Source organism: Streptomyces sp. NPDC005955, assembly GCF_042871255.1.
In the GTDB taxonomy this organism is placed as follows: domain Bacteria; phylum Actinomycetota; class Actinomycetes; order Streptomycetales; family Streptomycetaceae; genus Streptomyces.
The window spans coordinates 134,024-158,599 of record NZ_JBIAIF010000003.1 but is presented as its reverse complement, the minus strand read 5'-3'; the positions used below and the strand labels follow the sequence as shown (position 1 = coordinate 158,599).

At 72.0% G+C, this 24,576-nt stretch carries 6 protein-coding genes; 2 read left to right on the top strand and 4 right to left on the bottom strand.

Annotated elements, in window-relative coordinates; all coding sequences use genetic code 11:
- The first annotated feature begins 55 nt into the window (after window positions 1-55).
- Window positions 56-700 (top strand): methyltransferase domain-containing protein, encoded by a 645-nt coding sequence (locus ACFYOU_RS09085; RefSeq protein ID WP_391304341.1) that lies wholly within the window; start codon window positions 56-58, stop codon window positions 698-700.
- Here the strand turns inward: ACFYOU_RS09085 and ACFYOU_RS09080 are convergent.
- Window positions 688-1,320 carry a MerR family transcriptional regulator gene (locus ACFYOU_RS09080; protein ID WP_391304339.1) on the bottom strand — a complete coding sequence of 211 codons (633 nt, stop codon included), beginning with the start codon at window positions 1,318-1,320 and terminating at the stop codon, window positions 688-690. The genes ACFYOU_RS09085 and ACFYOU_RS09080 overlap by 13 nt on opposite strands.
- A gap of 329 nt (window positions 1,321-1,649) precedes the next feature.
- Entirely contained in the window at window positions 1,650-2,858 is a 1,209-nt protein-coding gene (locus ACFYOU_RS09075; RefSeq protein WP_389769665.1) for a hypothetical protein, read from the bottom strand.
- A gap of 289 nt (window positions 2,859-3,147) precedes the next feature.
- Here ACFYOU_RS09075 and ACFYOU_RS09070 point away from each other — a divergent pair, with 289 nt between their 5' ends.
- Window positions 3,148-3,801: a response regulator transcription factor gene (locus ACFYOU_RS09070; protein ID WP_385485984.1), complete on the top strand. Its 654-nt coding sequence runs from the start codon at window positions 3,148-3,150 to the stop codon at window positions 3,799-3,801.
- A 143-nt stretch (window positions 3,802-3,944) separates the two neighbouring features.
- Here ACFYOU_RS09070 and ACFYOU_RS09065 read toward each other — a convergent pair whose 3' ends face one another.
- A complete protein-coding gene (locus tag ACFYOU_RS09065) occupies window positions 3,945-4,547 on the bottom strand; it encodes a hypothetical protein (protein ID WP_389769668.1) in 603 nt (200 codons plus the stop codon).
- A 112-nt stretch (window positions 4,548-4,659) separates the two neighbouring features.
- The gene (locus ACFYOU_RS09060) at window positions 4,660-24,564 is read right to left on the bottom strand and encodes a non-ribosomal peptide synthase/polyketide synthase (RefSeq protein ID WP_391304955.1); all 19,905 of its coding nucleotides are present in this window, start codon (window positions 24,562-24,564) and stop codon (window positions 4,660-4,662) included.
- Window positions 24,565-24,576: the final 12 nt, after the last annotated feature.

The following is a 24,576-nucleotide window of genomic DNA, read 5'->3' as shown; positions in this document are numbered from 1 at the left end:
AGCAGTAACCTAAACTATCGATAGTTTCACTATCACTAGCTTCCAGGTGGGGGTCATGACCGAAGTGACGCTGTTCTTCCAGGAGTTCACCCGGGCCCGGCGGGAAACCGGAGCCATCGCACCCAGCAGCCCTTCCCTGAGCAGCGCCCTGACCCGCTTCGTGATCCCCAGCCCCGACCTGCCGCGCCGGGTGCTGGAGGTCGGCCCGGGCACCGGCGCCGTGACCCGGCGCGTCCGGGCCGCCATGGGCCCGCGGGACACCCTCGACCTGATCGAGGCCAACCCCCGCTTCACCGACCTGCTGCGCCGCAGGTACGCGGACGACCCCCGGGTCCGCCTGTTCACCGGGTTCGTCCAGGAACACGAACTCGGCACGTACGACACGATCGTGTGCGGACTGCCCTTCGCCAACTTCGACGCCCCGACCGTCACCGACCTCTTCGACCGGCTGCTCGGTGCGCTGCGCCCCGGCGGGACCCTCTCCTTCTTCGCCTACGCGGGGCTCTCCGCCCTGCGTCGCGCCCTCGCCGGCCCCGGCACCCGGGGGCGCACGCTGCGCACCCAGTCGGTCATCGCCCGCACCCTGGAACGGCACCGCTTCCGCACCGAGCCGGTGTTCCGCAACCTCCCCCCGGCCCTGGTGCACCACCTGGTCCCGGTGGGCCCGCCGGCCGACGACCGCCCCGGCTACCCGGGGTGAGCGAGCCGCGCCGACGCACTCTCCTGGGCCATCCGGCGCAGGGCCGCCATCGCCGCGTCGCCCAGCACCGTACCCAGCACCACGCTCTCGACCTTGCCGTCCGCGGTGGGCACGGCGGCCACCGCGGACAGTTCGGCCCGGGCCAGGCCCTCGGCCGCCGTGGCGTACGCGTCCAGCAGCGCCAGCAGGTCGTCCCGTTCCAGGTCGTGGTAGGTGACGATGAGTTGGACCAGTGCGGCGCGGCCCGGGTTCCCCGGTTTGACGGCCCAACCGTGCCGCCGGGCCAATGCGTCCGCGACCCGCTCGGCCCGCTCCCGCTGCGCCTCGGTACCGCGTTCGACGCCGGAGCCGCTGACCGCCGACTGGGCGACCCCGAGGACCCCGTGCACGGTGCGCCCGGGAACGTCCACCCGCGCCAGCACCTCGCGGGCCGCGGCCACGGACATCCCGCCGACCTCCAGCATCGCGCGGATCAACTTCAGCCTGGACACGTGCGGATCGGCGTAGCGCACCTGGTTGGGGCCGATGCGTTCACCGGGCGGCAGCAGGCCCTCACGGGTGTAGTACTTGATCGTGGGGATCGGCACTCCGGTGCGCTGCGCCAACTCTCCGATACGCATGGCGTCAGTGTATTGTGCGCCCGTTTCGCCCGGTCAACGCGCCGGGAGCGGGGCCGTAGCGCCTCGGCGGGGCCGCGGCCTCAGCGGCGGCAGGGGCGGCGTCGGCGCGCCGAGATACGGAGGGCGGCCGGACCGGCCGGGCTGCGGGGGATGTCAGCCCGGCCGGTCCGCACCGCCGAACCGGGGCGCGCTCGACGGTTCCCCGGTCCACCGCCTGGCCCACCGCCCTTTCGGCGGGCCGGACAGGTCTCGTGAACTTTCTACCGGAGCGAGGGTTTCGGGAGGGTATCGGCGCCCGGCTCGGACTTCCGCCGGGCGTCCGCGACCGCTCAGGCTTCCGCGACCACGACCCGCTGGCCCGCGTCCAGCCCCTCACCGGTGATCTGGACCCGCCCGGCGACGGAGTCGAACAGTCCCGTCTCCACGGGGACGAGCCGGCGTTCACCGCCCGCGTCGACCCGCTCGACCGCGTAGCCGCCGCCCTGCTGGGCCAACAGCGCCCGCACCGGCACCGACAGCACGTCCTTCACCTCGGTGTTGGTGATCGACACCTCGACGGGGGCACGGTCGAACCGTCGGGTCGCCTTGGCCTCGGTGGGCTCGATCAGCACCTTGACCGCCATGCCGTCGCCCGACCGCTCGGCCACCTTCCCGACGGACGCGACCACCCCGGGGGTGGACTTGCCGTTGGGCAGCGCGATGCTCACCTTGTCGCCGACCCGTACGTCCGACTGCTGGCTCGCGCCGAGGTCCACGGTCACCTGACGGCGGGTCGAGGAGCCCTCCACCACCACGGAGCCCTTTCCGGCGGCGCTGCCCGCGGAACCGCCGAGACCGGTCACGCGTATCTCCCGCTCGGGCACGAACACGGCCTGGCCGCGCTTGAGTTCGCCGTTCTCCTCGACGCCCACGTCGTCCTGGAGCTTCTTGAGGGCGCGGTACGTCGACCAGCCGAAGTAGTCGGGGTCGTCCTCGAAGTCGTCCCGGTCGGCGTGCCCGAGGGCGACCAGCGCGGAGTTCAGCTGCCGCACGTCGGGGCCCTCCGCTCCCCAGGACAGGTCCCGGTGGACGGGCACGGACCCCTTCAGCATGATCACGGGTTCGTCGTCCACCGAGTAGAGCCGCTGGCCCTGGCGGACGACCTGTCCCACCGAGGGCAGGTCGGTGAGGGTACCGCTGAGGTTGTTGACCACCTTGTGCTCACCGGCGTAGCCGAGGGTGCCCTTCTGGAGGGTGCGTACGGCCAGCGCCCCCCGGGTCACCTTCGCCACCGCCGTCGACGCGTCGACGCGGGCGGTCGCGCCGGTGTCCTGCGCGCCGCTGTCGAGGGGGTCGGCGAACACGAATCCCGCGCCACCGGCCACCGCCAGCGCCAGGGTGATCGCCGTGGCCACCCGCCGTCCGCGCCGGCCCCGTGGGCGCCCCTTCGTCTCCTCCGCCGCCGGCTGCGGCTCCACCGGTTCGACGGCCCGCTCCGCGGTCCGCCCGTCCGGGTCTGGTTGCTCGACCGGGTCCGGGGCCGCGCCGTCGGCGGTCACCACCGGCCCCGGGGGGCTTGGTGTCGGTCGGTCCCGGGGTTCGCGATGACTGTCATGGACCTCTCCACAGCTCGCCGGACTGTGTCACCCCTCCTTTGTACGCGGACGGCGGTTTCGGCAGGGTTTCACCGACCGGAACGAGCCGTCGCGCGGCCACGCCCATCCGGGGGAACGGGAGTTGATGGATGTCTTGATTGAACCCCGGGCCCCGCCATGGGGTAGAAACATCCCGTGCGGGCCCGTCAGGATGCCCGTGTCCGACGCGTACGGCGGCGAAGGGGCTTACAGCGTGCGAGTGCTCGTGGTGGAGGACGACGAGGAGATGGCCCAGACCGTGGCCATCGGTCTGCGTCGGGCGCAGATGGCCGTCGACGTCGCGTTCGACGGGCAGGACGGCCTCGACCGGGCGCTGTTCAGCGAGTACGACGTGATCGTGCTCGACCGCGACCTACCGGGGCTGCACGGGGACGAGGTGTGCGCCGAGCTGGTGGCCTCCGGGTGCCGCAGCCGGGTCCTGATGCTGACCGCCGAGGCGTCCGCCGAGGACCTGGTCGACGGGCTCAACCTGGGCGCCGACGACTACCTGGCCAAGCCCTTCGACTTCCCGGTGCTGGTCGCCCGGATCGGTGCGCTGGCCCGCCGTGCGCACCCGGCGGTACCGCCCGTGGTCCGCCACGGCGACCTGGTGGTCGACACCGCCCGCCGCACCGCCAGCCGGGGCGGCCGTCCGCTGGAACTGGCGCCCAAGGAGTTCGGGGTGCTGGAACTGCTGCTGGCCTCCCGGGGCCGTGCGGTCTCCGCGGAGGAGCTGCTCCAGCGGGTCTGGGACGAGGCCGCCGACCCCTTCACCAGCGCCGTGAAGATCACCATCAGCCGATTGCGGGCCAAACTGGGGGACCCCCAGGTCATCGAGACGGTGGCCAAGCGCGGCTACCGGATCTGACACCGCGTCCGAACGCCCGACCGCCGGGCACCCCCAGGTGCCCGGCGGTACGACCCCGGCGCCGCCGCTCCCACCCCACATGGGCGACGTCGCACCCCCCGACCGGACGGCGGGGCGGTGCGACGTCGGCAGCGCCGAGGACGTTACTTGGGACCGCCCGTCTGGAACTCCCGCGGGCCGCTCGCGACCTTGTCCAGGATCGGCTTGCACTTCTTGTCGGCGTCCTTGTACGCCTGGCTGTTCGGGTCGACACCCAGCGAGTCGCCGTTGATGTCGATGCCGCCCTCGGAGTTGGGGTCCGGGAACTTGGGCACCCCGTTGGTCCGCATGCACTTGGCGTACTTCACGGACGCCTCCTGCACCTCGGCGGGCGGCTTGGCGTCCATCGGCGGCAGCAGCGGCTTGCACGCCTTGTCGGCGGCCTGCGCCACGGCGGACTTCATGTCGACCTTGGTGCCGTCGATGTCCAACCGGCCCTGCTCGTTGGGGTCCGGGAAGTTGCTGACCCCCTTCTCCCGCATGCACTTGGCGTAGGCGAGGGTGCTCTTCTCGCCCGGCTCGCCCTTCGCCTTCCCCGCCGCGGAGGATTTCGGCGAGTCCTTGGCAGGAGTTTCCTTGTCGGTGGAGCAAGCGCCCGCGAGCAGTACGACGGCCGTCACTCCGACCATGGAGGCGAACAGCCGGGCCCGCCGCGGCCGGCCCGTACGGTTGCCGTCCAGGCGACCATAGCCAGAGGCACCTTGCATGTCATTCTCCATCTCTCGTGGGAGTTCCTACGGCTTCGTCAGCGACCGGGCGCTGTCGTAGCCAGGACGCTTGATACGAGGTTAGGGACGAGAGGGTTTCGGCGAGGTATCACTATCGACCGTCCTCCAGCCGCACCGAAATGACCCGGGCGATCTCCGCCACCGGTTCGCCCGTGACGAGCTGCCGGTGATCGCACTCAAGGGTGTGCACCTCGACGCCGTCCGCATAGGGGTGCCAGGCTTCCGGGGCGGCCTCGGCGGTCATCATTTCCGGGCGCCCCAGGGCGGCCACGAATAGGAGGACGTCCCCGCGGAACGATTGCGGGACAAAGGCCCGCAGCAACTGGAGGTTGTTGTTCGCGACCCGTTGCGCGGCCGGCAGCGAATCGTCGGGGTGCGCCCCGTCGACCAGCTCCGTAGCGGCCGGAGCACGCCCGTCGGGCACCTTGCCACCGTCGATGAGCTGCGTGGGACCCTCATCGGGACGCAGCTCCCCGAATGCCTCGAATTCCGTTCCCGGCGCCTGTGTCCGGGCGATCTCCCGATGCGGATATCCATCGAGAACGGCGAGGGTGGCGACGGATTCGCCCTGCCGTTGGAGTTCCGTGGCGACGGCGTGCGCCAGCACTCCGCCGAATGACCATCCGATCAGATGATAGGGCCCGTCCGGTTGGACGGAACGAATCCGTCCGACGTAGTCGGCGGCCATTTCCTCCAGGCTTTCCGGCAGGTTTTCCGTCGTGGTGAGGCCCCGTGCCTGTACGGCGTAGACCGGCTGGTCGGCGGGAAGGTGGGCGGCCAGGGCCGCGTATTGCCAGCCGAGGCCGCCTCCGGAATGCAGGCAGAACAGCGGGGGCCGGTCCCCGTCCGTCCGCAGCGGCAGCACCCCCGCGTAGTCGTCGACGGCGGCGGTGTCCGCCTGGAGCGCCAGGGCGAGCTGGGCCACGGTGGGCCCGGCGAACAGTTCCCGGACGCCGAGCTCGGTGCCGAAGGCCTGTCGGACGCGTTCCACCAGCCGCATCGCCAGCAGGGAGTCACCGCCGAGGTCGAAGAACGACTCCTCCGCGCCGACCCCGCGGTCCAGGCCCAGCGTCGCGGCGAACAGCCCGCTCAGCGTCACCTCCGCGAGGGTCTGCGGCTCCCGTCCGGTGCCGGTCTCCTCCGCCGCCGGGTCGGGCAGGGCCAAGCGGTCGAGCTTCCCGTTGGCGGTGACGGGCAGGGCGTCCAGGGCGACCACGGCCGAGGGCACCATGTAGTCCGGCAGCTTGCTCGCGGCGTACTCCCGCAGTGCTCCGCCGTCCAGTTCGGGGCCGGCGGGCACGGCGTAGGCGATCAGCTGCGGGGAGCCCTGCCGGTCGGGGCGGACCACCACCGCGACCTGCCCGACCGAGGCGTGTTCGGCGAGCACCGCCTCCACCTCGCCCGGCTCGATCCTGAAGCCCCGGATCTTCACCTGGTCGTCGGCGCGGCCCGCGAAGACCAGTTCGCCTTCGCCCGACCAGCGCGCGAGGTCACCGGTGCGGTACATCCGGGCGCCGTCGCCGGCGTACGGAGAGGCGACGAACCGTTCGGCCGTACGGCCCGAGTGGCCGGCGTAACCGCGGGCCAACCCGGTTCCGGCCACGTACAGTTCGCCGGTCACCCCGGGCGGCGCCGGGCGCAGGAACTCGTCCAGGACGTAGGTCCGGCTGTTGTCCATGGGGCGCCCGATGGGCACGTTCGCCGGGACGGCACCGGCACCGGTGTACGCCGTCTGGGTGGTGAACGCGGTGGTCTCGGTCGGCCCGTAGGTGGTGCGGACGACCAGATCGGGATGCGCATCGAGGAGGGTGCGGATCGCGGCGGACGACACCAGGTCGCCTCCCGTGGACACCTCGCGGACCCCGGCGAAGATCTGCGGGGACTCCTCGGCGAGGAGCCGGAACAGCCCGGCGGTGGCGTGCACGTTGGTGATGCCGTGCTCGGCGATCAGTCGGCCCCGTTCGGCGGCGCCCGCGTCGCCCGGCGGCAGCAGCACCAGCCGCCCGCCGTGCGCGAGGGTCGCCCAGATCTCGTAGGTCGACGCGTCGAAGGCGTGGTTGGCGTGCACCAGGACCCGTTCGAGGACGTCCCCGCGCCAACTGCGGTCGGTGGCGAACCCGACGACGTTGCGGTGGGTCACCGCGACGCCCTTGGGCCGGCCCGTCGAACCGGAGGTGTACATCACGTAGGCGAGGTGTTCCGGCCGCAGCGGGGCCGTCCGGTCCTGGTCCCCCGGCGCGGTCGCCGGGTAACCCGCCATGTCCGCGACGGTGTCCTCCCACACCACCTGCTCGGGTCCACCGGCGACGGTGCCGGTATCCGTGCCGGTATCCGTATCGGTGCCGGGGGCCGTCGCCGCCGCGGTGGCCCGGGTGCGGAGCACCAGGGCGGGCGCCGCGTCGGCGAGGACGAAGGCGTTGCGGTCGGCGGGGTGGGACGGGTCGACCGGCACGTACGCGGCGCCCGCCTTCACCACGCCCAGGAGCACCACCAGCAGGTCGGGCGACCGGTCCATCACCACGGCGACCCGGTCGTCGGGGCCCACGCCCCGCCCGATCAGCCAGTGCGCGACCCGGTTGGACAGCGCGTCGACCTGGCCGTAGTCGAGGGTGAGGTCGTGGGAGACGACGGCCGGGGCCCCGGGGGTGTCAGCGGCCCGCCGTTCGAAGAGCTCGGGCAGGGTGGCGACGGGCAGCGGTGCGGTGGTGTCGTTCCACCGTTCCAGCACCGTGTGCCGTTCCTCGGGCGCGATGACGTCCAGGTCGCGGAGGTGGACCCGCGGGTCGTCGGCGATCTGCCGCAGCACCGCGGAGAACCGCTCGGACAGGGTCCGCGCCGTCTCCTCGTCGAACAGGTCGGCGGCGTACTGGATGGCCCCGCCGATGCCGTCGGGCGCCCCGGACCCGTCGCGCTGTTCGCCGAGGGTGACCGACAGGTCGAAGCGGGCGGCGACCTCGTGGTCCGGGCTCAGCTGCCGGACCGAGATTCCGGGCACGTTCCAGGCGTCGCCGGCGTCGACGGCCGGGCGGCCACCGGAGTGCACGGCCAGCATGATCTGGAACAGCGGCTGCCGGGCGAGCGAGCGGGCGTGGTCGAGGTCGTCGACGAGCCGCTCGAACGGCAGGTCCTGATGGGCGTAGGCCGACAGGTCCGCGTCGCGCACCCGGGCCAGCAGGTCCTCGAACGTCGGGTCGCCGCTCACATCGGTGCGCAGCACCAGCGTGTTGACGAAGAACCCGGCCAGATCGTCCAGGGAACTGTCGCCGCGGCCGGCGACGGCGGTGCCCAGCGGGATGTCGGTACCGGCGCCGAGCCGCGACAGCAGGGCCGCCAGCGCGGTCTGGATCACCATGAACATCGTGGCCGAACCGCGCCGGGCCAGCTCCACCAGGCGGGCGTGCGCCTCGGCGTCGAGCCGGAACGGAACGTGTCCCCCGCGGAAGGAGGCGGTCGCGGGTCGGGGCCGGTCGGTCGGGAGGACCAGTTCCTCGGGGAGCCCGGCGAGCGCTTCGCGCCAGTAGCCGAGTTGGGCGCTGATCAGGCTGTCCGGGTCGGTCAGCTCGCCCAGCACCTCGCGCTGCCACAGGGCGTAGTCGGCGTACTGCACCGGCAGCGGCGCCCAGTCGGGGGCCGCACCGCCGGACCGGGCCAGGTAGGCCGTTCGGAGGTCGCGTTCCAGGATGCCCATGGACACCCCGTCCACGGCGACGTGGTGGGCGACGACGACCAGGGCGTGTTCGGTGGGCGAGAGGGTCACCAGCTCGGTGCGCCACGGCAGTTCGGCCCCGAGGTCGAAGCCCTTGCCCATCAGTTCGCCCACCACGCCGTCGACCTCGTCCGGGGTGCTCTCCCGGCGGTCGAGCGGCGGTCGGTCCCCGCGGACCTCCTGTCGGGGCACCCCGTCCGTGGAGGGGAAGACGGTGCGCAGGGTCTCGTGCCGCTCGGCGAGGTCACCGAGCGCCGCTTCGAGGGCTTCCACGTCGAGTGCGCCGGTGATGCCGAGCGCGAGCGGCACGTTGTAGCCGGCGCCGGCGCCCGACTGTTCGATCCGGTTGAGGAACCACATGCGCTGCTGCCCGTAGGACAGCGGCAGCACCTCGGGACGCTCCCCGGCAACCAACTGCGCCCGGACGACGCCCTGGCCCTCCTCCACCAGCCGGGCGAGCCCCTCCACCGTCGGCGCACCGAAGACGTCACGGATGTTCACTTCGGCGCCCAGTTCGGAGCGGATGCCGGAGATCAGTCGCATCGCCAGCAGCGAGTCACCGCCCAGTTCGAAGAACGAACGGTCCGCACTGACCCGTTCGTGCCCGAGGATGCCGGCGAACAGTGCGCACAGCGCCTCCTCCAGCGGGGTCCGCGGTTCGCGGCCCCCTTCGGTGTCGAACTCGGGGGCGGGCAGGGCGGCCCGGTCCAGCTTCCCGTTCACCGTCATCGGCAACGCGTCCAGCACCACGAACGCCGACGGCACCATGTAGTCGGGCAACCGTTCCGTGGCGTGCTCCCGCAGCGCCCCGTCGGCCAGCGGCTCCCCGGCCGGCACCACGTACGCCACCAACCGCTTCACCTCCGGCTGGTCCTCCCGCACCACCACCGCCACCTGACCGACGCCCGCGTGTCCGGCGAGCGCCGCCTCCACCTCGCCCGGCTCGATCCGGAACCCGCGCACCTTCACCTGGTCGTCCGCGCGACCCCCGAACACCAACTCCCCGTCCCGGGTCCACCGCGCCAGGTCACCCGTCCGGTACATCCGCCCACCACCGAACGGCGACGCCACGAAACGCTCCGCCGTCACCCCCGCCCGACCCGCATAACCACGCGCCAGACCGGACCCGGCCAAGTACAGCTCGCCGAGGACGCCCGGCGCGACCGGGCTCAGGAACTCGTCCAGTACGTAGGCGCGGGTGTTGTCCAGCGGCTTGCCGATGGGCAGTACGGCGGGGGCGTCCGCGCCGGGCTCGATGAGGAACGCGGTCGCGCACAGGGTCGCCTCGGTGGGCCCGTACAGATGCCGTATCCGCAGGTCGGGCAGGGTCTCCCGGATGCGGGCCACCGAGCCGGCGGGAACGGTGTCGCCACCGGTCAGTACCTCGGTGAGGCCCGTCAGCGCTTCGGGCGACGCATCGGCCAGCACCCCGAACAGCCCCGCGGTGACATGGACGGTGGTCAGTGCGTGCTCGCCGACCAGCCGGCCCAGGGCCTGACCGTCGACCACTCCGGGCGGAGCGACGACGACCGCGGCGCCGGACACCAGGGGCACCCAGATCTCGAAGGTGGACGCGTCGAAGGCGTGCGGTGCGTGCAGCAGCACCCGGTCGCCCGGCTCCACCGCCCAACTCCGGTCGCGCACCAGGTCGGTGACCCCGCGGTGGGTGGTGACGATCCCCTTGGGTTCGCCCGTGGAGCCGGAGGTGAACATCACGTACACCGGCGATTCGGGGCCCGCGGCGGACACCGGGACCGGCCCGGTGGCCCGGGCGACCTCCGCGGTGACCTCGGGGTCGTCCCAGAGCACGGGGACGACGTCCGCGTCAGCGAGGCGGTCCGTCAACCCCGTTTCGCTGAGGACGAGTTCGGGGGCGGCACCGGCGAGGACGCGGGCGATCCGCTCGGCCGGATGCGCCGGGTCGAGCGGTACGTAGGCCGCGCCCGCCTTCACCACGCCGAGCAGCACCACCAGCAGTTCCACCGACCGGTCCAGCAGCACGGCGACCCGGTGCTCCGCGCTCACGCCGCGGTCCCGCAGCCACCGCGCCACCCGGTCCGCGCGGGCGTCCAGTTCGGCGTAGGTCAGCGCGGGGCCGCCGGCGGCGTCGACCAGGGCGGTGGCCCCGGGGGTCCGGGCGACCTGCTCCGCGAAGAGCGCACCGAGGGTGGTCCCCGTCTCGGGGCGGTCGGTGTCGTTCCAGTCCGTGAGGACCCGTTCCCGCTCGGTGTCCTCCAGGACCTCCAGCCCGCTCAGGGTCCGACCCCGGTCGGCGGCCACCTGTTCCAGCACCCGGACCAGCCGGGCGGCGATCGCCTCGGCCGTGGCCGGGTCGAACAGGTCGGTGGCGTAGAGGAGCCCTCCGGCGATCCCGGCCGGAGCGCCCTGCTCGTCCCTGGCCTCCGCCAGGGTGAAGGACAGGTCGAACCGGGCGGCGACGGACTCCTCCGCCGGCACGGGCCGCACGTCGAGGTCGGGCAGGTCCCAACCCGAGCCCTCCTGCGGCAGGTTCTGGAGGACCAGCATGACCTGGAACAGCGGGTGCCGGGCCAGCGACCGCACCGGGCTCACCTCGTCCACCAGCCGCTCGAACGGCACGTCCTGGTGCCCGTAGGCCGACAGGTCCGCGTTGCGCACCCGTGCCAGGACCTCGTCGAACGTCGGGTCGCCGCTCACGTCGGTGCGCAGCACCAGCGTGTTGATGAAGAAGCCGGCCAGTTGGTCGAGCGCCCGGTCCGCGCGACCGGCGACGGCCGTGCCGACCGGGATGTCGTTGCCGGCGCCCAGCCGGGCGAGCAGCATCGCCAGCGCGGCCTGGACCACCATGAACATGGTCGACGAGCTCTGCCGCGCCACCTCCACCAGCCGGGCGTGCACGGCTGCCGGAACCTCCACCGGCACCGAGGCGCCCCGGTGCGAGGAGGTCGCGGGCCGGGTGCGGTCCGCCGGCAGCGTCAGTTCCTCGGGGAGCCCGGCCAGCGCCTCGCGCCAGTAGCCGACCTGGGCGCTGATCATGCTGTCCGGGTCGTCCAGCTCGCCCAGCACCTCGCGCTGCCACAGGGCGTAGTCGGCGTACTGCACCGGCAGCGGCGCCCAGTCGGGGGCCGCGCCACCGAGGCGGGCCCCGTACGCGGCCCGTAGGTCACCGGCGAGGACGCCCATGGACCAGCCGTCGACGGCGATGTGGTGCGCCACCAGCACCAGGACGTGTTCGGTCGCCGACAGCGACAGCAGTTCGGTGCGCCAGGGCAGGTCCCGGGTGAGGTCGAAGGTGTGGCGCGCCACCCCGTCCACGGTCGCGTGCAGTTCGTCGGGGACGACGTTGCGCACGGGCAGGTCGGTGCCGCCGGCGGGCAGGATGCGCTGTGCGGGCACGCCGTCCGTCTCGGGGAAGACGGTGCGCAGGGTCTCGTGCCGCTCGGCGACGTCGTGCAGCGCGGACCGCAGGGCCTCGATGTCGAGTGCGCCGGTGAGTTCCAGGGCGAGCGGCACGTTGTAGCCGGCGCCGGCCCCGGACTGCTCCATCCGGTTGAGGAACCACATGCGCTGCTGACCGTAGGACAGCGGCAGCACCTCGGGACGCTCCCCGGCAACCAACTGCGCCCGGACGACGCCCTGCCCCTCCTCCACCAGCCGGGCGAGCCCCTCCACCGTCGGCGCACCGAACAGGTCGCGTACGCTCACCTCCGCGGCCAGCTCGGAACGGATGCTGGCGATCAGCCGCATCGCCAGCAGCGAGTCACCGCCCAGTTCGAAGAACGAACGGTCCGCACTGACCCGTTCATGTCCGAGGACCCCGGCGAACAGCCCGCACAGCGCCTCCTCCAGCGGGGTACGCGGCTCGCGCCCCTCACCTCCGTCGAACTCGGGGGCGGGCAGGGCCGCCTTGTCCAGCTTCCCGTTCACCGTCATCGGCAGCGCGTCCAGCACCACGAACGCCGACGGCACCATGTGGTCCGGCAGCCGCGCCGCCGCGTGCTCCCGCAGCGCCCCGTCGGCCAGCGGCTCCCCGGCCGGCACCACGTACGCCACCAACCGCTTCACCTCCGGCTGGTCCTCCCGCACCACCACCGCCACCTGACCGACGCCCGCGTGTCCGGCGAGCGCCGCCTCCACCTCGCCCGGCTCGATCCGGAACCCGCGCACCTTCACCTGATCGTCCGCGCGACCCCCGAACACCAACTCCCCGTCCCGGGTCCACCGCGCCAGGTCACCCGTCCGGTACATCCGCCCACCACCGAACGGCGACGCCACGAAACGCTCCGCCGTCACCCCCGCCCGACCCGCATAACCACGCGCCAGACCGGACCCGGTGACGTACAGCTCGCCCGTCACACCGGGCGGCACCGGGCGCAGGAAGTCGTCCAGCACGTAGGAGTTGCTGTTCCACACCGGGGTGCCGATGGGCACCGAGGTGCGGTCCGGGTCGGGGGTCAGGGGGGCGGACATGGTGGCGCAGACGGTGGTCTCGGTCGGCCCGTACGCATTGATGAAGTCCACCTGCGGGGCCCAGGCGTCGACCAGGGCCGGCGGGCACGCCTCACCGGCGACGACGACGGTCCGCAGCGACGCGGGCAGCCGGTCCGCGGAGGCCAGCACCGAGGGCGGCAGCGTGACGTGGGTGATCCCGTAGTCGTCGAGCAGGTCGGCGAGCGGTCCGAGCGGCGGCATCCGGTCGGCGGGGGCGGTCACCAGGGCCGCACCCGACGTCAACGCCATGACGAGTTCCCAGACGGAGGCGTCGAAGCCGAGCGCCGCGAACTGGAGCACCCGGGAGCCCGGGCCCACCCCGAAGCGTTCGATCTGGCTCCCGGAGAGGCTGGCGACCCCCTGGTGGGTGACCTCCACGCCCTTGGGGGTGCCCGTCGATCCGGAGGTGTGGATCACGTACGCGGGGTGCCCGGGGCGCAGTCCGACCTGCGGAGCGCTCGCCGGGGCCCCGGCGACCTGCGCGAACGTCGCGTCCTCGTCCCACACCACGCGGTTCACGTCCTCGGCCAGCAATCCCGCGGTGCCGCTGGTGCACAGCACCAGGGCGGGCGAGGCGTCGGCGAGGACGAAGCCGATGCGTTCGGCCGGGTACGCCGGGTCCATCGGCAGGTACGCCGCACCCGACTTCAGTACGCCCAGCAGCACGGTGACCAGGTCCGGGGAGCGTTCCATCAGCACGCCGACCCGGTGCTCCGGGCCGATGCCCCGGGCGATCAGCCAGTGCGCGATCCGGTTGGTCCGCCGGTCCAACTCCGCGTAGCTGAGCTCGGTCTCCCCGATCACTGCGGGCGCGTCGGGGGTCCGTGCGACCTGCGCCCGGAACAGCTCCGGCAGCGTCGCGGGGGGCGCGCTGCGTGCGGAGTCGTTCCAGTCGGTGACGACCTGCGCCCGCTCGGCGTCCTCCAGGACCTCGATCCGGCTGAGGCGCACCCCCGGGTCGGCGGCGAACTGTTCCAGCACCCGGACCAGCCGTCCCGCGAGGGCCTGCACGGTGGACTCGTCGAACAGGTCCGTCGCGTACTGGAGGCTGCCGACGAGACCGAGCGGGGTGCCCTGTTCGTCCCGCTGCTCGGAGAGGCTGACCGACAGGTCGAACCGGGCGGCCACGTTCTCGTCCACGGGCACCGGCTCCACCGCCAGCCCCGGCACCTCCCAGGGCGACGACTGGGAACGCGGCACGTTCTGGAGGACCAGCATCACCTGGAACAGCGGGTGCCGGGCCAGCGACCTGGCCGGGTTCAGCTCGTCCACCAGCCGCTCGAACGGCACGTCCTGGTGCCCGTAGGCCGACAGGTCCGCGTTGCGCACCCGCGCCAACAGTTCCTCGAACGTCGGATCACCGCTGACGTCCGTGCGCAGCACCAACGTATTGACGAAGAACCCGGCCAGGTCGTCCAGCGAGGTGTCCCCCCGCCCGGCGACCGCCGTGCCGACGGGGATGTCCGTGCCCGCGCCGACCCGGCTCAGCAACACCGCGAGGGCGGCCTGCACCACCATGAACACCGTGGCGGAACCCCGCTCGGCGGCCTTGACCAGCGCCGCGTGCGTCTCGGCACCGACCTGCACCCGGACCGCCCGGCCCTCGAAGGAGGCAGCCGCCGGCCGCGGCCGGTCCGTCGGCAGCGCCAGCTCGGCCGGCAGATCCGCCAACGCCTCACGCCAGTGGGCGAGTTGGGCGCTGATCAGACTGTCCGAGTCGTCCAGCTCGCCCAGCACCTCGCGCTGCCACAGGGCGTAGTCGGCGTACTGCACCGGCAACGGCACCCAGTCAGGGGCGGCACCGCCGGCGCGGGCCGCGTACGCGGTCCACAGGTCGCGGGCGAGCACGCTCATGGACCAGCCGTCGACCGCGATGTGGTGCGCCACCACCACCAGGACGCGTTCGGTCGGGGAGATCTCCAGGAGCTCGATCCGCCAGGGCAGGTCGGAGGCCAGGTCGAAGGGGCGGCCCGTCGCCGCGGCGAGCAGCTCCGGCACCTGCGCCGAGGTCGCCGCCCGGACGATCGGCACCGGCCGGGCCGCCGGGCCCTCCAGGACGTGTTGCCTGGGCACGCCCTCCGTGTCGGGGAAGACCGTGCGCAGCGTCTCGTGCCGCTCGGCGACATCGCCGAGCGCCGCCTCGAACGCCCCGAGGTCCAGGTCACCCACCAGCCGGACCGGCAGCGAAATGCTGTACGCGGCGCCGGCGCCGGCCTCCTCCAACCGGTTGAGGAACCACATCCGCTGCTGCCCGTACGACAGCGGCAGCACCTCCGGGCGCTCCCCCGCCACCAACCGCGCCCGCACCACACCACGGTCCGCCTCCACCAACCGCGCCAACCCCGCCACCGACGGCGCACCGAACAACGCCGCGATACTCACCTCCGCCTCCAACACCGAACGCACACGGGCGATCAACCGCATCGCCAACAACGAATCCCCACCCAACTCGAAGAACGAGTCCTCCGCCCCCACCCGCTCCAACCCCAACACCTCACCGAACAACCCGCACAGCACCTCTTCCAACGGGGTCGCGGGCCCCCGACCGGCCGAGGCCCTGGCTTCGGGCACGGGCAGGGCCGCCCGGTCCAACTTCCCGTTCACCGTGACCGGCAGGGCGTCCAGCGCCATCACCGCGGACGGCACCATGTACTCCGGCAGCTCGCCCGCCACCAGCTCCCGCAGCGCCTCGGCGTCCAGCGTGCCGCCCGCCGCCACCACGTACGCCACCAGCCGCTGGGTGCCCGGCTGGTCCTCCCGGACGACCACCGCCACCTGCGCCACCGACGCGTGGCGGGCGAGCACCGCCTCCACCTCGCCCGGCTCGACCCGGAACCCGCGCACCTTCACCTGGTCGTCGGCGCGCCCCGCGAACAGCAGCTCACCGCCGGCCGTCCAGCGGGCCAGGTCACCCGTGCGGTACATCCGCCCGCCGTAGGGCGAGGCGACGAAACGTTCGGCGGTGAGTGCGGGACGGTCGTCGTAACCGCGGGCCAGTCCGGCGCCCGACAGGTACAGCTCGCCCGTCACACCGGGCGGGACCGGGCGCAGGAACTCGTCCAGGACGAGGATCCGGGTGTTGTCCATCGGCCGACCGATCGGCACGTTGGCCGGGACCTCGTCACCCGCGCGGTACGGGATCTGCGTCGTGAACGCCGTCGTCTCGGTCGGGCCGTACGTCGTCCGCACGACCAGATCGGGGTGCGCGTCGAGCAGGGCGCGGATCGCGGACGCGGAGACTACGTCACCACCCGTAGAGACCTCGCGTACGCCCGCGAAGATCTCCGGCGACTCCTCCGCCAACACCCGGAACAGACCCGCCGTCGCGTGGACGTTGGTGACTCCGTAATCGGCGATCAACCGACCGCGCTGAGCCGCGTCCAAGTCTCCGGAGGGCGCCACGACCAGCTGACCACCGCGCGCCAACGGCACCCACAACTCGTACGTCGACGCGTCGAAGGCGTGGTTGGCCTGCACCAACACCCGCTCCACCACGTCATCACGCCACGCCCGATCCGCAACGAACGCCGCGACGTTGCGATGGGTCACGGCCACACCCTTCGGGCGACCCGTCGAACCCGACGTGTACATCACGTACGCGAGGGATTCCGGCGACACCACGGGAGCCGTGGCGAGCGGGGCGGCATCGAGCAGATCGGCCACCGGGACCGTCTCCAGCCCCTCCAGCACCCGGTCGGCAACCACCACCGAAACCCCGGCCTCGGACACCACACCCCGCAACCGCTCCACCGGGTGCCCCGCGTCCAACGGAACGTACGCCGCACCCGACTTCAACACACCCAGCAGCACCGCCACCAGCTCCGGCGACCGGTCCATCACCACGCCGACCCGGTCGGCGGACCCGCCCGGCTCACGGGCGGCCAGCCAGCCCGCCACCCGGTCCGACCGGGCGTCCAGCTCGCGATAGGTCAGTGCGGTGTCCCCGCCCACGACGGCCGCCGCGTCGGGGGTCCGTGCCACCTGGGCGGCGAACAGCGCGGGGACCGTCTCCACCGGGATCTCGTGATCCGTGTCGTTCCAGGCTTGGACGACCTTCCACTCCTCGTCGGCGTCGAGCACGTCGAGAGCGCTGACCCGGAGTGTGGGATCGGCCGCCACCTGTGCCAGCACCTTGCGCAGCCGATCGGCCAGGGCGCGCGCCGTGGACGGGTCGAACAGGTCCGTCGCGTACTGGACCGTGCCGCGCATTCCGGCGGGCGCGCCGGCTTCGTCGCGGATCTCGTCCAGTCCGATCGACAGGTCGAACCGGCTGACGACCCGGTCGTCGGCGGGCATCGGCCGCGCCGTCAGCCCCGGCAGCTCCCAGGCCGCGTCGCCGCCGGCGCCGGCGTTCTGCACGGCGAGCATGATCTGGAAGAGCGGGTGCCGGGACAGCGAACGGACGGGATTCAGGTCCTCCACCAGCCGCTCGAACGGCACGTCCTGGCGGGAGTAGGCGGCGAGGTCGGCATCGCGGACCCTGGCCAGGAGTTCCTGGAACGTCGGGTCACCGCTGGCGTCCGTCCGCAGGACCAGGGTGTTCACGAAGAACCCCGCCAACTCTTCCAGCACGCTGTCGGGACGGCCCGCGACCGCCGTGCCGACCGGGATGTCCGTCCCGGCGCCCAGCCGCACCAACAACATCGCCAGCGCCGCCTGGACCGCCATGAAGGTCGTCGCCGAAGCCCGCTGGGCCGCCGCGATCAGTCGGGCGTGCGTGTCGGCGCTCACGTCCACGGGCACCTCGCCCCCGATGAACGACGGCGCCGGGGGCCTGGTGCGGTCGACGGGGAGGGCCAGTTCCTCGGGCAGTTCCGCGAGCGCTTCCCGCCAGTGGGCGAGTTGGGCGCTGATCAGGCTGTCCGGGTCGTCCAGCTCGCCCAGCACTTCACGCTGCCACAACGCGTAGTCGGCGTACTGCACCGGCAGGGCAGGTCGCTCGGACGGGGCGTCGGTGACGCGGCGCGCGGCGTAGGCGTCCTGGAAGTCGCGGGCCAACACGCCCATGGACGCGCCGTCCACGGCTATGTGATGCACCGTCAGCAGCAGGACGGCATCGAAGTCGGACTCGGGGCCGACGGGCCCGGTGGCCGAATCCGACCGCTCGTCTCCGGTTCCTGAACCTGCGCCGGTACTCGTACCCGCGTCCGCGTCCGCGTCCGTCAGGATCAGTAGGTCCGTGCGCCAGGGGAGGTCGCTGCTCAGGTTGAAGGACCGTTGCGACAAGTCCCCTAGCACCGCGCGGAGTTCATCGCGGGGCGTGGTCCGGGTGATCAGCTCGGTCCGGCCGTCGGCACCGTCCAGGATCTGCTGCCTGGGCACTCCGCCGGTGGCGGGGTACACCGTGCGCAGGGTCTCGTGCCGGTCCGCGACGTCGTGCAGCGCCGCTCGGAGAGCAGCGGTGTCGATTTCACCGGTCAGGCCCAGCGCCAGGGAGATGTTGTACGCGGCGCCGGCGCCGGCCTCCTCCAACCGGTTGAGGAACCACATCCGCTGCTGCCCGAACGACAACGGCACCACATCAGGGCGCTCCCCCGCCACCAACCGCGCCCGCACCACACCGCGGTCCGCCTCCACCAACCGCGCCAACCCCGCCACCGACGGCGCACCGAACAACGCCGCGATACTCACCTCCGCCTCCAACACCGAACGCACACGGGCGATCAACCGCATCGCCAACAACGAATCCCCACCCAACTCGAAGAACGAGTCCTCCGCCCCCACCCGCTCCAACCCCAACACCTCACCGAACAACCCGCACAGCGACTCCTCCACCGGAGTCTCCGGGCCCCGACCGGCCGACACCACCACTCCGGGCACGGGCAGGGCTGCGCGGTCCAACTTCCCGTTCACCGTGACCGGCAGGGCGTCCAGCGTCACGAACACCGACGGCACCATGTACTCCGGCAACCGCCCCGCCGCGTGCTCCCGCAGAGCCTCGGAGTCGACCGGGTCCGCCTGGTCAGCCGGGTCCACCGGGTCTCCGGCCGGGACGACGTAGGCGACCAAGCGCTTGGTCCCCGGCTGGTCCTCCCGGACGATCACCGCGACCTGCCCCACCGACTCGTGGTCGGACAGCGCCGCCTCCACCTCGCCCGGCTCGATCCGGAAGCCCCGGATCTTCACCTGGTCGTCCGCACGCCCGCCGAACAGCAGCTCACCGCCCGCCGACCACCGGGCCAGGTCGCCCGTGCGGTACATCCGGCCGCCGGTATCGGCGAAGGGGTGGGCGATGAACCGCTCAGCGGTCAGTCCCGGGCGGCTGTCGTAGCCGCGGGCGAGTCCGGTGCCCGCGAGGTACAGCTCGCCCGTCACACCGGGCGGGACCGGGCGCAGGAACTCGTCCAGGACGTACGCCTGGCTGTTGTCCATCGGCCGACCGATCGGCACGGTCGCCGGGACCGCGTCCTGGGCGGTGAACACCTGTCGCGTGATGAACGCCGTCGTCTCGGTCGGGCCGTAGTTCGCCACCACCGTCATGTCCGGGTGGGCCGCCAGGACCGCGCGGACCGCCGACGAGGACACCACGTCACCGCCCGTCGCCAGCTCCCGCACGCCCGCGAAGATCTCCGGGGACTCCTCCGCCAACACCCGGAACAGGCCGGCCGTCACGTGCACGTTCGTCACCGCGTGCTCGGCGATCAACCGGGCCTGCTCCGCCGCATCGGCCTCGCCCGGCGGGACCAGTACCAGGCGTCCGCCGCGCACGAGCGGCACCCACAGCTCGTACGTCGACGCGTCGAAGGCATGGTTGGCCTGCACCAACACCCGCTCCACCACGTCATCACGCCATGCGCGGTCCGCAACGAACGCCGCGACGTTGCGATGGGTCACGGCCACGCCCTTCGGGCGACCCGTCGAACCCGACGTGTACATCACGTACGCCAGCCCGTCCGGAGACACCACGGGAGCCGTGGTGAGCGGGGCCGCCGCCAGCACATCGGCCACCGGGACCGTGTCCAGCCCCTCCCGCACCCGATCCGCGACGACGACCGACACCCCGGCCTCGGACACCACGCCGTTCAGCCGAGCAATCGGATGCGCCGCGTCCAGCGGAACGTACGCCGCACCCGACTTCAGCACGCCGAGCAACACCGCCACCAACTCCGGCGAACGGTCCATCACCACGCCCACCCGGCCGCCCGCGCCCACACCACGGCCCGCCAGCCACCCCGCGACCCGGTCCGACCGGGTGTCCAGCTCGGCATAGGTCAGCCGTACGCCGTCGCCCACCACGGCCAAGGCGTCCGGGGTCCGCGCCACCTGCGCCGTGAACAGCCCGGGAACCGTGTCGTCGGGGATCTCGTGGTCGGTGTCGTTCCAGTCCTGGACGACCTTCCACTCCTCGTCGGCGTCCAGCACGTCGAGCGCGCTGATCCGCAGCCCGGGGTCGGCTGCGACCTGCTCCAGGACCCGCATCAGACGGTTGGCCAGCGCCTCGGCCGTGGAGTGGTCGAACAGGTCCCTCGCGTAGTGGATCTCCCCGCCCATTCCGGCGGGGGTGCCCTCCTCGTCGCGGTGCTCGGTGAGGCTGACGGTGAGGTCGACCCGGGCGTCGACCGTGTCGCGCGCCTGCATCGGAGTGACGGTCAGGCCCGGCAGTACCCAGGGAGCGGCCGTCCGGGGGATGTTCTGGAGCACCAGCATGATCTGGAAGAGCGGGTTCCGGGACAGCGACCGCACGGGGTTGAGATCGTCCACGAGCCGTTCGAACGGCAGGTCCTGGTGGCTGTAGGCGGCGAGGTCGACGTCACGGACCCGGGAGAGCAACTCGGTGAAGGTGGGGTCACCGCTGGCGTCCGTCCGCAGGACCAGGGTGTTCACGAAGAACCCGGCCATCTCGTCCAGCGCGCTGTCGCCGCGTCCGGCGACCGTGGTGCCCAACGGGATGTCGGTCCCGGTGCCGAGGCGGACGAGCAGCATCGCCAGGGCCGCCTGGGCCACCATGAACATGGTCGCCGAGCCCTGCTGGGCCACCTCCACCAGCTGGGCGTGCGTGTGCCCGTCGATCCGGAGGGGCAGGGCGCCGCCTTCGAAGGACGACACCGGGGGCCGGAGCCGGTCGACCGGGAGGGACAGTTCCTCGGGGATGCCGGCGAGGTTGTCCCGCCAGTAGCCGAGCTGGGCGCTGATCAGGCTGTCCGGGTCGGCCAGCTCGCCCAGCGTCTCCCGCTGCCACAACGCGTAGTCGGCGTACTGCACGGGCAACGGGGACCAGTTGACGGCCGATCCCGCGTGTCGAGCCGCGTACGCGGCCTGGACGTCCCTGGCCAGCACACCCATGGACCAGCCGTCCACGGCGATGTGGTGGGCCACCAGCAGCAGGGTGTGGTCGGTGGGCGACAGGGCGAGCAGTTCCACGCGCCACGGCAGTTCGCGTGCCAGGTCGAAGCCCCGTACGGTGCCGGCCTCCAGGGCCCGGGGCAGCTCCTCCTCGGCGATCTCACGGACCGCGACCGGGGGGTGCCCGTCGCGACCGTCGACGATGACCTGTCTGGGGACGCCCTCGGTCTCCGTGTAGAGCGTCCGCAGCGACTCGTGCCGATCGGCCACGTCGGCGAGCGCGGCCGTCAGGGCCGGCAGGTCGAGGTCCCCGACCAGCCGGAGCACCAGCGAGATGTTGTACCCGGCCCCCGCGCCCGCCTCCTCCAACTGGTTGAGGAACCACATCCGCTGCTGCCCGTACGACAGCGGCAGCACCTCGGGGCGTTCCCGGGCGGCGAGCGGTGCCCGCACCTGCCCCTGGTGTTCGGCCACCAACCGTGCCATCTCGGCCGGCGAAGCGGCTCCGAACAGTTCACGGATGCTGACCTCGGCGTTGAGCACCGCACGGATGCGGGGGATCAGCCGCATGGCGAGGAGCGAGTCACCGCCGATGTCGAAGAACGAGTCCTCCGCACCGACCCAATCCAGGCCCAGCACCTCGCCGTACAGCCCGCACAGGACCTCTTCCAGCGGGGTCGCGGGACCCCGGCTGACCGAGGCCCTGGCTTCGGGTGCGGGGAGGGCAGCGCGGTCGAGCTTGCCGTTCACGGTGACGGGGAGGGCGTCGAGTGCGATGACCGCGGACGGGACCATGTACTCCGGCAGCTTGCCCGCGACGTGTTCGCTCAGCGCCTCCGTGTCGAGCGAGTCGCCCGCCGCGACCACGTACGCGACGAGCCGCTTGGCACCCGGCTGATCCTCCCGCACGATCACCGCAGCCTGACCCACCGACTCGTGCGCGGCGAGCACCGACTCCACCTCACCCGGCTCGATCCGGAAGCCCCGGATCTTCACCTGATCATCGGCACGCCCCGCGAACAGCAACTCACCGTCGGCCGTCCAACGGGCCAGGTCACCCGTCCGGTACATCCGCCCACCACCATGGGGCGAGGCCACGAAACGTTCGGCGGTGAGACCCGGGCGGCTGTCGTAACCACGGGCCAGACCGGCACCCGACAGATAGAGCTCACCCGTCACACCGGGCGGCACCGGGCGCAGGAACTCGTCCAGGACGTACGCCCGACTGTTGTCCATCGGCCGACCGATCGGCACATTCGCCGGCACCTCATCACCCGCACGGTACGGGACCTGCGTCGTGAACGCCGTCGTCTCCGTCGGACCGTACGTCGTCCGCACGGTCAGATCGGGGTGCGCATCGAGAAGGGCACGGATCGCGGACGCCGACACGACATCACCACCGGTCGACACCTCACGCACACCGGCGAAGATCTCCGGCGACTCCTCCGCCAACACCCGGAACAGGCCGGCCGTCGCGTGGACGTTGGTGACCTTGTGCTCGGCGATCAGCCGACCGCGTTCAGCCGCGTCCAAGTCACCCGAGGGCGCCACGACCAGCTGACCACCACGCGCCAACGGCACCCACAACTCGTACGTCGACGCGTCGAAGGCGTGGTTGGCCTGCACCAAGACCCGCTCCACCACATCATCACGCCACGCCCGATCCGCAACGAACGCCGCGACGTTGCGATGGGTCACGGCGACGCCCTTCGGGCGACCCGTCGAACCGGACGTGTACATCACGTACGCGAGGGATTCCGGCGACACCACGGGCGCCGAAGCCAGGGGAGCAGCGTCGAGGAGTTCCGTCACGGAGACGGTTTCCAGACCCTCCAGCACCCGGTCGGCGACCACCACCGACACGCCGGCCTCGGACACCACGCCCTTGAGGCGGGCGACCGGATGCGCCGCGTCCAGCGGAACGTACGCCGCACCCGACTTCAGCACGCCGAGCAACACCGCCACCAACTCCGGCGAACGGTCCATCACCACACCGACCCGACCGTCCGAGCCCACACCACGGCCCGCCAACCCGCCCGCCACACGATCGGAGAGGGCGTCCAACTCGGCGTAGCTGAGGCCGTCCCCGTCGGCCCCGGTCACGGCGACCGCGTACGGAGTCCGCGCGGCCTGGGCCGCGAACAGCTCGGGCACGGTGACGCTCGGGTCCTCGTCGAGGGTGTCGTTCCACTCGGTCAGCCGGGCCCGCTCGATCGGGTCGAGTACGTCCAGTTGGGCGAGGGGTCGGGTGGGGTCCTCGGCTATCTGTTCCAGGAGCCGGACCATCCGGTCACCCAACGCCTGCACGGTCTCGGCGTCGAAGCGGTCGCGGTGGTAGTCGAGGCGGAGTTCCATGTGCTCGCCCGGGACGACACCGAGGATCAGGGGGTAGTGCGCGGTGTCCGAGCTGGACGAGCCCGTGATCTGGAGGCCGTCACCGGAGGGCGCGAGGTCGCCCTGCGCGGGCACGGGGTAGTTCTGGTAGACGAGGAGCGTGTCGAACAACTCCCCCTGACCCACCACCCGCTGAATCTCCGCCAACCCCAAATGCTGATGCTCCAACACCCCAGCCTGCCGCTCCTGCAACTCCCCCAAGAACCCCTCCACCGACCGATACGGATCCACCACCACCCGCACCGGAACCGTATTGATGAACAACCCCAACATCCGCTCCACACCCACCAACTCAGCCGGACGACCCGCAACCACCGCCCCAAACACCACATCCGACCGACCCGTCAACACCCCCACCAACACACCCCACACACCCTGCACCACCGAGTTCAACGTCAACCCACGCTCACGCGCCACCCCACGCAACACACCCACCAACCCACCACCCACCCGCACCACCACATGACCCACACCACCAGCACCCACACCACCCTCAACATCACCCACAGAACCACCCACACCCACCGACCCCACCAACGTCGGCTCCACCACACCCTCCAACAACCCACCCCACGCCAACCGCGCCGCACCACGATCCTGACGCCCCAACCACGCCAAATACTCCCGATACGACGTCACCACCGGCAAAACCGAAACATCACCCCCCGCCCCATACACCTCAGACAACTCACCAAACAACACCGGCAACGACCAACCATCCATCAAAATATGATGCAACGTCAAAACCAACTCAAACCGCGACTCATCCAACCGCAACAACAACACCCGCAACAAAGGCGGCACACCCACATCAAACCGCCGACCACCCTCCTCCGCCTTCAACCGCGCAGCCTCAACCCCCACCTCCCCCACCGACAACCCAGACAGATCCACCTCACGCCACGGCAACTCCACACCCTGGGCCACGACCTGCACGAACTGCTGCATTCCGGCGGGCTGCTGGAACCCCACCCGGAGGCTGGCGTGGCGGTCGAGGAGTGCTTGGAGGGACGCCCGCAGGACCGCGGGGTCCAGCGGAGCGGCGAGACCGGTCACGAACTGCTCGACGTAGACGTCCTCGGCCTGCTCGTCGTACTGGGAGTGGAACAGTAGCCCTTCCTGAAGGGAGGACAAGGGCCACACGTCCTCGATACG

Excerpts from the sequence above, each read along its gene's own strand:
- ACFYOU_RS09085 (WP_391304341.1), top strand. The coding sequence starts at position 56 with ATGACCGAAGTGACGCTGTTCTTCCAGGAGTTCACCCGGGCCCGGCGG.
- ACFYOU_RS09080 (WP_391304339.1), bottom strand. The coding sequence starts at position 1,320 with ATGCGTATCGGAGAGTTGGCGCAGCGCACCGGAGTGCCGATCCCCACG.
- ACFYOU_RS09065 (WP_389769668.1), bottom strand. The coding sequence starts at position 4,547 with ATGCAAGGTGCCTCTGGCTATGGTCGCCTGGACGGCAACCGTACGGGC.